Origin of the sequence: Kitasatospora sp. NPDC096077, assembly GCF_040303245.1 — a bacterium.
GTDB lineage: Bacteria > Actinomycetota > Actinomycetes > Streptomycetales > Streptomycetaceae > Kitasatospora.
On the sequence record NZ_JBEOSV010000086.1, the window covers coordinates 21,514 to 34,563 of the forward strand.

Sequence of the window (13,050 nt, forward strand, 5' to 3'; positions counted from 1 at the left end):
CAACGGTCCGCGCCGGGGGATCAGCCCAGATCGGGAGCGAGGAGTGCGCGGATGCCCTCGATGTTGGCCGCCAGGTACGCCCGCAGCCGGGGCGGGACGACGTTCACCGAGGTCACGCCCTCGCGGGTGAACGGCAGTCGGACCACCTGGTACTCGCCGTTGGGGTCGGTCACCTCCGGCCCGTGCCGCCGGCTGAGGTCCATCGAGGCCAGCCGGCAGACGAAGAAGTGCTGCACCTTGACCCCGTGCGGGTGCAGCAGGGTGCCGTCGTCGTGGAGGGTGTGGCTGATGGTGTCGACGAAGGCGGGCACCACGTCCACCACCTTGCCGCCCAACTCCTCGTCCACCTCGCGGTGCAGCGCCTCGACCACCGTGCGGTCGTCCCGCTCGACCCCGCCGCCCGGGGTGATCCAGTACGGGTGCGGAGCGCCGGGCCGGACCCGCCGGATCAGCACGATCGAGGCCGGGCCGTACGGGTCGTCCGGATCCAGTTCCAGCAGGATCGCCCGCGCGGTCCGTTTGACCACCGGGCGCAGCGGCGGGGTTCGGTTGTCGGGGCCCATGGCGACCTCCGGAGCTGGAACGTTGTGCGGGAGTCTCCCGCGCCGGGCGGGAGCCGAAACGCCGACCCGGGCGGGTGCATCCGTTCGGGGTCCCGCCGTGCTCCCGTGGTCGGCCGTCGGGCGGATCGGCCCGTCCCCGGCGTCCGGAGGACCACCGTTCGGCTTCTGAATCCGCCCGTTCGTCCCCGCACGCCCCTTGTCGGAAGCGGTCCGGGGGCCGGTGCGCTCCTCGTTCACCATTTGAAAAAGCGCACCTTGTCCACTACCTCCCCAAACGTGGACGATGAGGATCGAACGTGGATCGCTTGTATAAAACCGTCGAAAACATGTCCGGCCGCCGGCGGAACCCTCAATCCCCACCCCGAGGCCGGGCAGAAAAGAGGTACTGGCGCCATGCAGCACAGCACAGTCCAGGGGCACCTGGTGATGAACCTCGTGGTCTCGCCCGAGTTGTCCTTCAGCATCGTGGCGGACCTGGCGTACGAGCCCGGCGATCCGTACGCGGTCCGCTTCACCTTCCACCTGCCCGGTGACGCCCCGGTCACCTGGGTCTTCGCGCGCGAACTGCTGCTGGACGGCCTGAGCGGCCCGTCCGGCGAGGGCGACGTGCACATCCATCCGGTGGGCGGGGAGCTCTCGGAGGTCTGCATCGCGCTCCACTCCCCCAACGGGGACGCGGTGCTGCGCTCCTCGGTGTCGCCGCTGCTCGCCTTCCTGGCGCGCACCGACCGGCTGGTGCCGATGGGGCAGGAGGTCACCGGCCGGGAGCTCGACGCCCACCTCGCGGACATCCTCCGGGGCTGCGACGCGGGGTGAGCGCCCCGGGCGCCGGGGCAGCGGCGACGGAAGGGGCCCGTACCCGGTGGACCACCCGGGTACGGGCCCCTTTCGCGGCCGGTCACGATGCCGGTCACGACGCCGGTCAGTCGTCGTCCAGGGCCAGGTGCAGACCCCAGGACACCAGGCTGACGATCAGTGAACCGACCAGCGCGGAACCGAAGTTGACCACGTGGAAGTCCAACGACAGCCGGGTGGACGCCCAGGAGGTGAGCAGCAGCATCAGGGCGTTGATCACAAAGGTGATCAGGCCCAGGGTGAGGATGAACAGCGGGAACGAGAACAGCTTCACGACCGGCTTGATCAGCCAGTTGATCAGGCCGAAGACGACGGCCACGCCGAGCACCGTCAGGGCCTTGTGCTGCCAGTCGGCCTTGCCCTCGGCGAGTTGGATGCCGCTGACGATCCAGGCGGCGACCCAGATGGCCGCCGCGTTGATCAGTGTTTTGATGACGAAACCCTTCATGCCGCCCAAGCCTGACAGGCGCCGCGGCCCGGGGGAAGCTCCCGCCGGACGAGTTGGTGTTGAATGCCCCTGGTCCCGGAGGTGGACGGGACGCATCCCGACCGGCGGGGCAGGAGGAGCGCGAGCAGCGCGCGGAGGAGGACGACAGCGGTGAAGATGTTCCGGCTGGACGAACTGGACGCCGAGCGGGCGGCCAACGACGGCGCCTACCTGCGCTTCCTGCGCGAACCGCGGATGTCCGCCGGGCTGTACGCGCTCTCCCCCGGCGACACCGACACCCAGACCGCGCACGACCAGGACGAGATCTACCAGGTGATCAGCGGTCGCGCCGAGCTGACCGTCGGCGCCGAGACCGCGACCGTCGGGCGCGGCAGCGTGGTGTACGTCCCGGCCGGCACCCCGCACCGGTTCCACCACATCACCGAGGAACTACGGGTGCTGGTGGTGTTCTCCCCGCCGGAGGACTGAACCCCGGAGGACTGAACTCCGGAGAGCGGGCCCCGGAGGACCGGACGCGGGCGGACCGGACGACGGAGGACCGGACGCGGCTGCCGGGGCCGGTCGGGCTAGGGTCGTTCGCATGACCCGTAGCCTCAGCCTCACCGACGAGCTCTGGGCGTCGATCGAGCCGATCTACGCCGAGATCCTCGCCCACCCCTTCATCGGCGGCCTCACCGACGGCACCCTGCCGCGCGACGCCTTCCGCCACTTCGTCGTCCAGGACTCGCACTACCTGCGCGACTACGCCCGCGCACTCGCCGTCTGCGCCGCCAAGGCGCCCGGCGAGGCGGACGTCCGGGCCTTCGCGGACGACGCGGTCGGCGCGCTCGCCGCCGAACAGGGCATGCACGCCGAGTTCCTGACCGCCTTCGGCGGTACCGCCGCGGAGGCCGCCGCCGAGCCGGTGCTGCCGACCACCCGGGCCTACACCAGCTACCTGCTGGCCACCGTCTACGGCGGGTCCTTCGCCGAGGCGCTCGGCGCGGTGCTGCCCTGCTACTGGATCTACGCCCGGGTCGGCGAGGCCCTGCTCGCCCAGGGCTCCCCCGACCCGCTGTACGCCAAGTGGATCGGCACCTACGGCGACGAGGCCTTCCAGTCCGTGGTCCGCCGGGTGCTGGCGCTCACCGACCGGATCGGCGAGGAGCTCTCGGCGGCCGAACGGCGAAGGGTGGTCGAGCACTTCGGGACCACCTCGCGCTACGAGTGGATGTTCTGGGACGCCGCCTGGCGCGGGGAGCGCTGGCCGGTCTGACCGGTTCACCCGCCGTTTCTCGGGGGTCCCCCCGGGGGTGCGGATAGGGGTGATCTAGGGGTTCTCTCCGGGCCGCAGGCCCTCGTTCCGGCGTCTGCGCCCCCGTACGATCGAAGTGTCGAAGCAAGCGGGATGCGGCCACCGGACGGCAGCCGACCCGAGGGGAGAAGGAGAACCGACATGGCTGAGCTCTGGAAGTCGCTGCCCTCCTGGGTGCGCAACATCGTCATCCCGGTGCTGGTCCTGGTGCTGGCCTGGAACATCATCGCCTTCGTCTTCGGCGTCGTCGGCGCCCTGCTGAGCATCGTGATCAAGCTGCTGGTGGTCGTCGGCATCGCCGCCGCCGTGGTGATCCTGGTGAAGAAGGCCGCCAAGAGCTGACCCCGCTCCGCGCGCCGCACGTCGGACTCCGCGCGGAGCGCCTCCGGAGGCCCGGTACCCCGTTCGCGGGGGCCGGGCCTCGGCCTTTTCCCGGTCGTCCCCCGCCGCCGCCCCGGTCTCGCCCCGGTCGCGCCCCGGTCCTGTCCCGGCCGGATCCGTTTCGGGGGACCGTCTGGACCTGCGGCGATCGGCTCGCTACCGTGTTGGGCGTCATGTGCAGGCAACACCGCCTGCGACGCGGGAGCTCGGAGCACCGGGCTGAGAGGACGCTGACCGGACCGTCGACGGACGGACCGACGGCTGCGTCGACCGCAGGAACCTGGACCGGGTAATGCCGGCGTAGGGAGTATGAGGTCAGATGACCACGTTCGAAGCACAGCCGCAGTCTGCCCAGGGCGCCCCCAGCAGCGAGCGCACCGGCTACCCGACGCCGGCCTGGCGCAAGGCCTACCGCGACGGATCCCGCCCCGACCTGCGGGTCCCGTACCGCGAGGTGCAGCTCACCAACGGCCGGACCGTCCCGCTGTACGACACCTCCGGCCCGTACACCGACCCGGCGTACGAGCCCGACGTCCGGCGCGGCCTGCCCGCCCTGCGCGACGCCTGGATCCGCCAGCGCGGCGACGTCGAGGAGTACGACGGCCGCGAGGCGCGCCCCGAGGACGACGGCATCAAGCACACCTCGCCGCGCGGCGGGAACCTGCGGAACCTGGACGCGGTCTTCCCCGGCCGCCCGCGCCGTCCGCTGCGCGGTCGCGGCGGTGTCGCCGTCACCCAACTCGCCTACGCCAGGCGGGGCGTGGTGACGCCGGAGATGGAGTACGTGGCCCTCCGGGAGGGCCTGGAGCCGGAGTTCGTGCGGGACGAGGTGGCCCGCGGCCGGGCCGTCATCCCGGTGAACGTGAACCACCCCGAGGTGGAGCCGGCCGTCATCGGCACCAACTTCCTGGTGAAGATCAACGCCAACATCGGCAACTCCGCCGTCACCTCCTCGATCGAGGAGGAGGTGGAGAAGATGACCTGGGCCACCCGCTGGGGTGCCGACACCGTCATGGACCTCTCCACCGGCCGCAACATCCACACCACCCGCGAGTGGATCCTGCGCAACTCCCCCGTGCCGATCGGCACCGTGCCGCTCTACCAGGCCCTGGAGAAGGTGGACGGCAAGGCCGAGGAGCTGAGTTGGGAGGTGTACCGGGACACCGTCATCGAGCAGTGCGAGCAGGGCGTCGACTACATGACCGTGCACGCCGGCGTGCTGCTGCGGTACGTCCCGCTCACCGCGCGCCGCAAGACCGGCATCGTCTCGCGCGGCGGCTCGATCATGGCCGCCTGGTGCCTGGCGCACCACCAGGAGAACTTCCTCTACACCAACTTCGAGGAACTCTGCGACATCCTGGCGGCCTACGACGTCACCTTCTCGCTCGGTGACGGCCTGCGCCCCGGCTCCATCGCCGACGCCAACGACGAGGCGCAGTTCGCCGAGCTGCAGACCCTCGGCGAGCTCGGCCGGATCGCCCGCGAGCGCGGCGTCCAGGTGATGATCGAGGGCCCGGGCCACGTCCCGATGCACAAGATCAAGGAGAACATGGATCTCCAGAAGGAGATCTGCGACGAGGCGCCGTTCTACACCCTCGGCCCGCTCACCACCGACGTCGCCCCCGGCTACGACCACATCACCTCGGGCATCGGCGCCGCGATGATCGCCTGGTGGGGCACCGCGATGCTCTGCTACGTCACGCCCAAGGAGCACCTGGGCCTGCCCAACCGGGACGACGTCAAGACCGGCGTGATCACCTACAAGATCGCCGCGCACGCCGCCGACCTCGCCAAGGGCCACCCCGGCGCCCAGGCCTGGGACGACGCCCTCTCCGACGCCCGGTTCGAGTTCCGCTGGGAGGACCAGTTCAACCTGGCCCTCGACCCGGAGACCGCCCGCGACTTCCATGACGAGACCCTCCCCGCCGAACCCGCCAAGACGGCCCACTTCTGCTCGATGTGCGGCCCGAAGTTCTGCTCGATGAAGATCTCCCAGAAGATCCGCGACGAGCACGGCGACGGCTCCACGGCCGTCTCCAGCGACTTCGACGCCGAGGCCCTGGCCGGCATGGCGGAGAAGTCCGCCGAGTTCGCGGCCCAGGGCAACAAGGTCTACCTCCCGCTGGTCGACTGACGCCGGACATCGGTCACCTGAGCGCCGTCCCGACCGACTCGGGGCGGCGCTCCATCGCCCGGAACTCCTACAGTCGGCCGGAAGCGTCGTCCTATGCTCGGCCCGTGACGCTCTACTTCGCCCCCGAGGCAGCACTCGGTAAGGACCGCGACGCGTTTCGAGGCCGTTGGGAGGATCGCCTCTGGTTGAACGTTCCTGGACCCTTCTACGGAGGCGAGACCGACACCTGCCGGACGGGCCGGATCTCCGCGCCCCGACATGTCCTCTATGGAGGCGAGTACCTGACCGAGTACGTCTACCGCCAGCCCCGGACTCCGGCGGAAGTCGCCCTGCTGGTCGAAGCGGCCGACTGCGACCCGTTCCTCGGCTACGGCTGCGACGGTGATGTGCGATGGACGCCCGAGACCGTGCGGGAGTGGTGGCGCGACCGCGACCGGATCACGCACTACCTCTCCGGCCAGGACTGGGACGGCATCGACTGGGCGGAGCAGGGAGTGGCCGCCGCAGTTCGTGACTACGCGTCCTACATTGCCGGAGACCTCGCGGCAGACCTGCGGATCTACCTCTACCGGCTGGAGGAAGGCAGGTCTCCTACGTCGGACGACCGATTGCCCGGGCTGTAGACGGCAGTGCTCCAATGTGCTGGTTTCGGGCTGAAGTTGTCGTCGATGAAGATCAGCAAAAGCATCGATGAGCGGTTCGGGAACGGCCAGGCGTCACCGGAGTACGACGAGACGGCTGCCGAGGGCATGAAGGCCATGTCTGAGGAGTTCAAGGTCAGGGCAACAAGGTGCACCTCCCGATGGTGGACTGACCCCAGGACGCCTGAGCGCCGCCCCGATTACCTCGGGGCGGCGCTTCGTCGTTCTCGGGCGCCCGAAATCGCGTGGACGGGTCGGGCGGCCGGGTGCTGCCATGGGGGCGGCTTTCCATGCTGGAACAGATGATCTGTCGTACCGTCATAGTGTCTGCACAGAGCTGTCTTTGGGGGAACACATGGTCAGACGAGTGGCGAAGGCGGGAGTGTTCGTGACGCTCACGGCGCTCTCGCTCACCGCGTGTGGAGGTTCGTCGGATCCAGGTGATTCCAAGGAGTCCCGGACGCAGATCCCGGCTGCCTCGGCGTCCCGGTCCGTCCCGTCTATCGATCCGATTCCGGCGGCGTTCGACCGTGCGAAGGGATGGGAGGTTGCGTCGGGCAAGGACGGGCACCTGGGCAGTCCGGCTGTCGCGCCCGACGCGGGACTGATCCTGTTCCGTTCGATCTCCGAGAACAGGGCGACCGTGAGCGTCCTCGCCTACGACGCGAAGACCGGCGCGATCCGCTGGCGGAGCCAGCCGGTTGCCAATCTGACGCGCGACAACCTGGACGCCTACGCGACGGTGTTCGTGACGCACAAGGGCGGTAAGGAATATGCGGTGCTCGCGGTCACGGGTACCGAAGGCGGGGACGGTGTGAACCCGGGGAGCGGCATCACGCGGCTTGCCGCGTACGACACGGCGGCCAGTGGTGAGGCGATTCCGGTCAAGGAGACCACAGTGCCGGACAAGGCCACCCGCTACGGTGTTCAGCGTGACGGCGGCCTCGCCACGGTGCAGTTGGACGGGTCCGCCGCAGTGGTGGACGTGCTCTCGGGCCAGGTCACCACGTACGGCCGGAACGACCCTGCCTTGAACGCCCCCAAGCCCTGCGAGCCAGCCGTCGGCTCGTGCAACACGGGTACGGGCGTCGCAGGGCTGACCCAGGCAGGCCCGCTGGTTCAGGGCCGGGGCGCTTTCTGGGCGCTCGGCGGCTGGTTCAGCGGCGACGTGGTACCCGCAGGGGCGAGCGCCATCGTGGGCTCCAGCACAGTGATGGCTTACGGATCACCCGATGGCCACGTCGTGGCTGCTTGGCCGCCCACCGGGCACGACAGCGACAGGTCCGTCTGGGCCGTGCACGATGGCGGGACTGGCCAAGTACTCGCCACGGTCGAGTGCGCGGGGAAGAAGGCCACACCCCGACTTTCGTCAGACGGCCGGTTCCTGATCGCCGACCTCGCGGTCTTCGACCTGCAGGCGAAGAAGGGCTACTGCTTGGAGGCGACCGGCGCCCGCGATCTCTTTCAACTGGCCACGGTGGACAAGGACGGAACGGCGTACGGCATTGCCAAGACACCCACCGGCGGCCTGAGCGATACACCGACCTCAGTCACCCTGGCCACCGGCCAGGCATCTACGCTCCCGGCCGGGACGCTCGTCCCGGACCTGATCGATGCAGACACCGCGGTCTTCGGCATGGAGAGCGACGTCAGCCCTGTCTTTGTCTACCCGCGGCGCTGACCCTGTCACGGCGCACTGAGCTGTCCCCGAGTCGCGCTCCGATGTCTACCTCCCGCTGGTCGACTGACGTACGCACGCGGCCATGACGGACGCCGCTTCCGGAGGCTGACCTCCGGAAGCGGCGTCCGGCGTTTTCCGGCCCGCTTCCGGCCGTGCGCTGCTATATTCAAAGGTGTTGTTTGTCTTATATATAGGGGGCCTGTATGAGCGTGACAACCATCGACCTGGACGATGACGCCTTGGCGAAGGCTCTGCGATTCTCCGGAGGCGCGACCAAGAAGGACGTGGTGAACACCGCGCTCCGCGAGTACGCCGAGAGACACGAGCGGGCTGCCCGGCGGGCTCGGCACATGCAGGCTGCCCGGGAGTGGGACTACGAAGGCTGGCAGCAGCTCCATGACGTCGAGAAGCGGGGAGCGGAGTGATCCGTTACCTCGCGGACTCCACTGCCGTATGGCGCCTGCTTCGCGAGCAGCACCTGAATGATGCGTGGGGGGAGGACATCGACCTGCGCGTGATCGGGTCGTGCGCTCCCCAGCGCACCGAGTTCCGGCGTTCCGCCCGCAACCTCGTCCATTACGAGCAGATGGGCGAGATGTTCGCCGATCTGTACCCCGACGTGCCCCTGCCGAAGAACATGTGGGGCTGGATCGAGTCCGCCCAGTTCCGGCTCGCCCAGAGCGGTGGAGCTGTCCGGGCGCTGTCCACCGTCGATCTGATGATCTGCGCCACCGCGGCCCACCACGGGTTGATCGTCCTGCACGACGACAACGACTTCGCCACCGCCGCCGGGGTGCTGACCGACGTGCTTCAGCGCAACGTCCGCGACGCTCCGAGCCAGGCGTCCTCAGGAGGTGGCGCCGGGGACGTCCTGGGGGTACCAGCGGAGTTCGACGGTGTTGCCGTCCGGGTCCTGGACGTAGAGGGAGGTGGCGGTGCCGCGGGCGCCGTAGCGGGGGCCGGGGCCGTCGAGGACGGTGAAGACGCCGGAGTCGACGACCTCCTGCCAGTCGAGGGGTTCGACGGTGAGGCAGATGTGGTCGACGTTGGACTCGTGGCGGGGGCGGTGGAACAGGTCGATGATCGTCCCGGGGGAGACCCGGACGGAGGGGAAGGAGACCTGGCCGGCCCGCCACTCGTCGACCCGGACCGGCTCCAGGCCGAGCAGGCCGGTGTAGAAGGCGAGCGACCGCTCGATGTCGGCGACGTTGAGGACCAGGTGGTCGAGGGCGACGACGCGCATGGTGATCGGCTCCGGTGGTGAGGGTTCGGTGGGGACGGGTTCCACGATCCTCCGGCCGGGAGTGATCTTCAACGGCTGATCGCCGTACGATCGTTGAGTCGGGCTGAACGATGCCGGGCGGGGAACGGGGGCGGCATGCTGGAGCGGCTGGAGGTCGAGGTCCTCCTCGCACTCACCGAGGAACTGCACTTCGGCCGGACGGCCGAGCGGCTGGGTCTGAGCACCGGCCGGGTCAGCCAGGTGGTGCGGAAGCTCGAACGCCGGATCGGTGCACCGCTGTTCGAGCGCACCAGCCGTTCCGTGCGGCCCACCCCGGTGGGGCGGCAGCTGGCGGCGGACCTCGGGCCGGCGGTGGCCGCGATGGCGGAGGCGCTGCGGCGGGCGGTGGACGCCGGGCGGGGGGTGACCGGCGAGCTGCGGGTGGCGTTCCTCGGGGAGTGGACGGCGCCCGTGCTGCTCAAGGTGGTGGCGCTGTTCGGCGAGCGGCACCCGGACTGCCGGGTGGCCGTGCGGGAGGTGCAGCTGTCCAACTCCCGTGCCAGCCTGGAGGACGGCTCGATCGACGTCCTGGTCGCCTCCTACCCGTTCGACGGCATGGCCGTCGGCCCGGTGCTGCTCACCGAGCGCCGGGTGCTGGCCCTCCCGGCCGGGCACCCGTTGGCGGCCGAGGCCTCGGTGTCGCTCGACGTGCTGGCGGACCACCCGGTGGTGCAGTACCCGGCGGTGACCTCGGTCGGCTTCAAGCGGGACCGCACCCCGGACCGCACCCCCTCGGGACGGCCCGTCCCCAAGGGGCCGTCCGGCGGGACCTTCTCCGAGATGCTCAGCCTGGTCGCGATGGGCCGGGGCGTCCTCCCGGTCGGCGAGCTCTGCCGGCTCTACTACCCGCGCCCCGACCTCGCCTACGTCCCGATCCACGATGCGCCACCCATCGAGCGCGGCCCGGTCTGGCGCCCGGGCAACACCACCGAGCGGGTCCGCGCCTTCGTCCGCGCCGCCGCCGAGGTGGCCGCCGGGGTGACGGACGGGGTGACGGACGGGGTGACGGGTGAGGTGGCCGCCGGGGCGGGTCAGCCGACGTCGTCCGGGCCGGTGAAGTCGGGCGGGGTGTAGCCGGGCCCGGTGAAGTCGGGTGGGGTGAAGGCGGCGGGGCGTGGGGTGCGGCCGTCGGGGTCGGTGAGGCCGTCGGGGCCGGGGCTGGTGAAGGCCGGCGGGGTGTAGCCGGGGCTGGCGAAGTCGGGGCTGGTGAAGCCCGGGGCGGGGCGGCCGGGGACGGCGGGGAGGTGGGAGTGGAGGTAGGGCAGCAGGCCGCGGGTGCGCAGGGCGGTGCGCCATTCGGTGCGGGCGGTGGCGAGTTCGGCGGCCAGTTCCGGGTCGGTGCCGGCCGGGACGGCGGTGGCGCCGTCGCGTATGGCGGTGAGCAGCAGTCCGATCACGCCGATGGCCATCGCGGCGATCCCGGCGGCGAGGGCCACCCAGCCGGCCGTGACCAGCGAGCGGGCGAGCAGCCGGCCCGGGTCGGCGGCGCGCAGCAGGTAGCCGATCAGCAGCAGGACGAGCGCGGCGGCCCAGGCCAGGATCGGGGTGAGCACGGTGAGGACGGGGAACAGTCCGGCGCCGCCGTTGCCCGAGCGGAGCTGGCTGAACAGGCCGGGGGCGTACGGTTCGACGTCGGCCGGCGGCGGGGGTGTGGCGCGCAGGCTCCCGCGCAGCGCGGTGTAGTGGGCGTACTCGGTGCCGGCCGCGGTGTTGACGCGGTCGGCGTCGCGCAGGGCGAGGACCCGGAGCTGGTCGGCGGTGAGCGCGCCGGGGGCGCGCAGGGCGGTGAGGACGGTGCGGTCGCGCAGGGCTTCGCCGAGGAGGCGCTCGTACTCCGAGCGGTCCTCGGCGAGCAGCGGCGGGGGGTTGGACATGGGGACCCCGTTCATGCGGATCCCGGCCGGCAGCGAGGACGCGGGGCCGCATCGGCGACGCGGGACACCCTCAGGACGCCGGGGCGGGCGCGGAGGCGGGCCGCCGGACGGGCGGCCGGGTGTGGTGTGCCTCATGGTAGGGGCGGGTGCCGCCGGGCTGACAGTCGGTTTCCGGAATTTCGCGCCCCGCGACGCGCGTGGGCGGGGGTGTGCGCGCCGGGAACAACTGTTCCCACCGTCGGGATGATTGACCGGTGGTCAGACGAGCGGACGAACCGGACGGCCGGACGGTCAGCTGGTCAGATGGGGAGCCGGGCGACCAGCAGTCGGCCCTCCATGGTGACCCCGCCGTCCATCGCCACCGCCAGGTCGTCCGCGTACACATACGGCCCCGGGATGTGCGGGGGCTGCCCGTCGTCCGCGTGCACCGCGCCGGTGAGGTACGGGATCGGGCTGTGCCCGTGCACGATCCGGGTGCCGCCGTAGGTGTCCAGCAACTCGTGGACGGCCATCGGGCCGGCCTCGCCGCGGAAGGCGAAGCGCTTGGTGAAGCGGCGGAAGCAGTCCCACCACTCGTCCACGCTGCCGTCCGCGAGCAGGGTGTGCACGGCGTCGTTGACGTCCGGGATGGACTCGCCGTACTCCAGGTACGCGGTGGTGTCGGAGTGCAGCAGCAGGTGGCCGTCCTCCAGCCCGATGGCGGGCAGGCGGGAGAGCCAGCTGATGTGGTGGGCCTCCAGCCGGTCCAGGTCGTTCTGCTGGCCGCCGTTGAGCCGCCAGGCGGCGAGGAAGGAGGCGGTGCCGGCGGTGGACTGGACGGGCTCGTCGCCGTAGCGGGAGGCGCCCAGGAAGAGCAGTTCGTGATTGCCCATCAGGGCGCGGCAGTAGCCGCCCGCCGCGGCCGCCTCGGCGGCGAGCTGCATGACCAGGTCGATGACGCCGATGCCGTCCGGGCCGCGGTCGGTGAAGTCGCCGAGGAACCAGATCCGGGCCCGGCCGGCCGACCAGTGGCCGTCGGCGTCGATCAGGCCCTGGTGGTGGAGTTCGGCGCGCAGCTCCTCCAGGTAGCCGTGCACGTCGCCGACCACGTAGACCGGGCCGGGGGGCTCGCCGGGGCCGGGGGCCGGGTACGGGTAGCTGGGCGCGGACGGGTCGGGCAGCGGCGGGCCGAGCTCGATGGTCGGCGGGTCGTCGCGGTCGGAGAACCGGTCGGGGTGCTGCTCGGGGTGTTGGTCGGCGCCCTGGTCGGGGAACCGGTCCGGGAGCTGGAGGGCCGGGGAGGGCTGGTCGGGCAGGGTGGCCTGGTAGCCGGGGTGGTCCGGGGAGTCGTAGCCGCCCCCTTCGTAGCCACCCCCCTGGTACTCGCCCTCGTAGCCGCCCTGGCCCTGGTGCGAGAACACCGCGGACTGCCCCGCCGCCCCCTGGTCGCCGCCGAGCCCCTGGGCGTGCACGGTGTGTCCCTGGCCGTCGGCGGGCCAGTGCTGTTCGAGGTAGCGGGCGCCGCCGTAGCCGCTGTAGGTCTCCGCTTCGTACGGCGTGCCCTGGTAGCCCTGGGCGGGCTCGGGTTCGTAGTAGGTGCCGTACGGCAGCACGTCGAGGTCCGGCTGGTGGCGGGGGCCTGAGTGGGGGTGCTCAGGTCCGGGGAAGCGGTCCTCGGGTGTCATTCGCCCATCATAGGAAGACCACTCTCCCGCCGTCGTCACCTGGTGGGTATCCAATCCTCCGGAGCGTCAGCCGGGCGGTTCCGCAAGGTCCGTTTTGTCCCGGCTCGGTAGGGTCTCGTGGGTGTCTGAGGGGGTTTCGAGGGGCTGCCGGTGGTGGGGGGTCACCGGGGGGGGGTGGGTGCGCGGGGGCTTATCCGGGGGGGGCGCATGGGGGCCCCGGGCGGGGCGGGGGC

General features: G+C 71.1%; 14 protein-coding genes and 1 pseudogene. 10 read left to right on the plus strand and 5 right to left on the minus strand.

Annotated elements, in window-relative coordinates; all coding sequences use genetic code 11:
• Positions 1-20: 20 nt before the first annotated feature.
• On the minus strand, positions 21-563 hold the full coding sequence (locus ABTZ03_RS39490) for an NUDIX domain-containing protein (RefSeq protein WP_350518055.1): 543 nt from the start codon (positions 561-563) through the stop codon (positions 21-23).
• 393 nt (positions 564-956) lie between these two features.
• On the opposite strand from ABTZ03_RS39490, the gene ABTZ03_RS39495 reads away from it, so the two are divergent.
• Positions 957-1,379, plus strand: a complete 423-nt coding sequence (locus ABTZ03_RS39495) for an SsgA family sporulation/cell division regulator (protein WP_350518056.1) — start codon at positions 957-959, stop codon at positions 1,377-1,379.
• A gap of 106 nt (positions 1,380-1,485) precedes the next feature.
• On the opposite strand, the gene ABTZ03_RS39500 is transcribed toward ABTZ03_RS39495, so the two are convergent.
• A complete protein-coding gene (locus ABTZ03_RS39500; protein WP_350518057.1) occupies positions 1,486-1,866 on the minus strand; it encodes a phage holin family protein in 381 nt (126 codons plus the stop codon).
• Positions 1,867-2,016: 150 nt separating this feature from the next.
• Here ABTZ03_RS39500 and ABTZ03_RS39505 point away from each other — a divergent pair, with 150 nt between their 5' ends.
• The 8 genes and pseudogenes from ABTZ03_RS39505 to ABTZ03_RS39540 form a co-directional block, all read left to right on the plus strand.
• A complete protein-coding gene (locus ABTZ03_RS39505; protein ID WP_030278199.1) occupies positions 2,017-2,334 on the plus strand; it encodes a cupin domain-containing protein in 318 nt (105 codons plus the stop codon).
• A 112-nt stretch (positions 2,335-2,446) separates the two neighbouring features.
• Positions 2,447-3,121, plus strand: coding sequence for a thiaminase II (tenA, locus tag ABTZ03_RS39510; RefSeq protein WP_350518058.1), 675 nt, complete (start codon positions 2,447-2,449; stop codon positions 3,119-3,121).
• Positions 3,122-3,301: 180 nt separating this feature from the next.
• Positions 3,302-3,502, plus strand: coding sequence for a DUF5326 family protein (locus tag ABTZ03_RS39515; RefSeq protein ID WP_188305823.1), 201 nt, complete (start codon positions 3,302-3,304; stop codon positions 3,500-3,502).
• A 358-nt stretch (positions 3,503-3,860) separates the two neighbouring features.
• Positions 3,861-5,675: a phosphomethylpyrimidine synthase ThiC gene (thiC, locus tag ABTZ03_RS39520; protein ID WP_350518059.1), complete on the plus strand. Its 1,815-nt coding sequence runs from the start codon at positions 3,861-3,863 to the stop codon at positions 5,673-5,675.
• A gap of 104 nt (positions 5,676-5,779) precedes the next feature.
• Positions 5,780-6,298, plus strand: a complete 519-nt coding sequence (locus ABTZ03_RS39525) for a ferredoxin family protein (RefSeq protein WP_350518060.1) — start codon at positions 5,780-5,782, stop codon at positions 6,296-6,298.
• Between the two features lie 385 nt (positions 6,299-6,683).
• Positions 6,684-7,997, plus strand: a complete 1,314-nt coding sequence (locus ABTZ03_RS39530) for a hypothetical protein (protein ID WP_350518061.1) — start codon at positions 6,684-6,686, stop codon at positions 7,995-7,997.
• A gap of 203 nt (positions 7,998-8,200) precedes the next feature.
• On the plus strand, positions 8,201-8,422 hold the full coding sequence (locus ABTZ03_RS39535; RefSeq protein ID WP_350518062.1) for a type II toxin-antitoxin system VapB family antitoxin: 222 nt from the start codon (positions 8,201-8,203) through the stop codon (positions 8,420-8,422).
• Positions 8,419-8,832: pseudogene (locus ABTZ03_RS39540) on the plus strand (PIN domain-containing protein); the annotation flags it as partial. The gene ABTZ03_RS39535 and the pseudogene ABTZ03_RS39540, both read left to right, overlap by 4 nt.
• 12 nt (positions 8,833-8,844) lie before the next feature.
• Here ABTZ03_RS39540 and ABTZ03_RS39545 read toward each other — a convergent pair.
• A complete protein-coding gene (locus tag ABTZ03_RS39545; protein ID WP_350518068.1) occupies positions 8,845-9,240 on the minus strand; it encodes a VOC family protein in 396 nt (131 codons plus the stop codon).
• Between the two features lie 135 nt (positions 9,241-9,375).
• On the opposite strand from ABTZ03_RS39545, the gene ABTZ03_RS39550 reads away from it, so the two are divergent.
• Positions 9,376-10,353 carry a LysR family transcriptional regulator gene (locus ABTZ03_RS39550; protein WP_350518063.1) on the plus strand — a complete coding sequence of 326 codons (978 nt, stop codon included), beginning with the start codon at positions 9,376-9,378 and terminating at the stop codon, positions 10,351-10,353.
• Here ABTZ03_RS39550 and ABTZ03_RS39555 read toward each other — a convergent pair.
• Positions 10,311-11,153 (minus strand): hypothetical protein, encoded by an 843-nt coding sequence (locus tag ABTZ03_RS39555; protein WP_350518064.1) that lies wholly within the window; start codon positions 11,151-11,153, stop codon positions 10,311-10,313. The genes ABTZ03_RS39550 and ABTZ03_RS39555 overlap by 43 nt on opposite strands.
• A gap of 299 nt (positions 11,154-11,452) precedes the next feature.
• Complete coding sequence (locus tag ABTZ03_RS39560; protein WP_350518065.1) at positions 11,453-12,817, minus strand: metallophosphoesterase; 1,365 nt, start codon at positions 12,815-12,817, stop codon at positions 11,453-11,455.
• Positions 12,818-13,050: the final 233 nt, after the last annotated feature.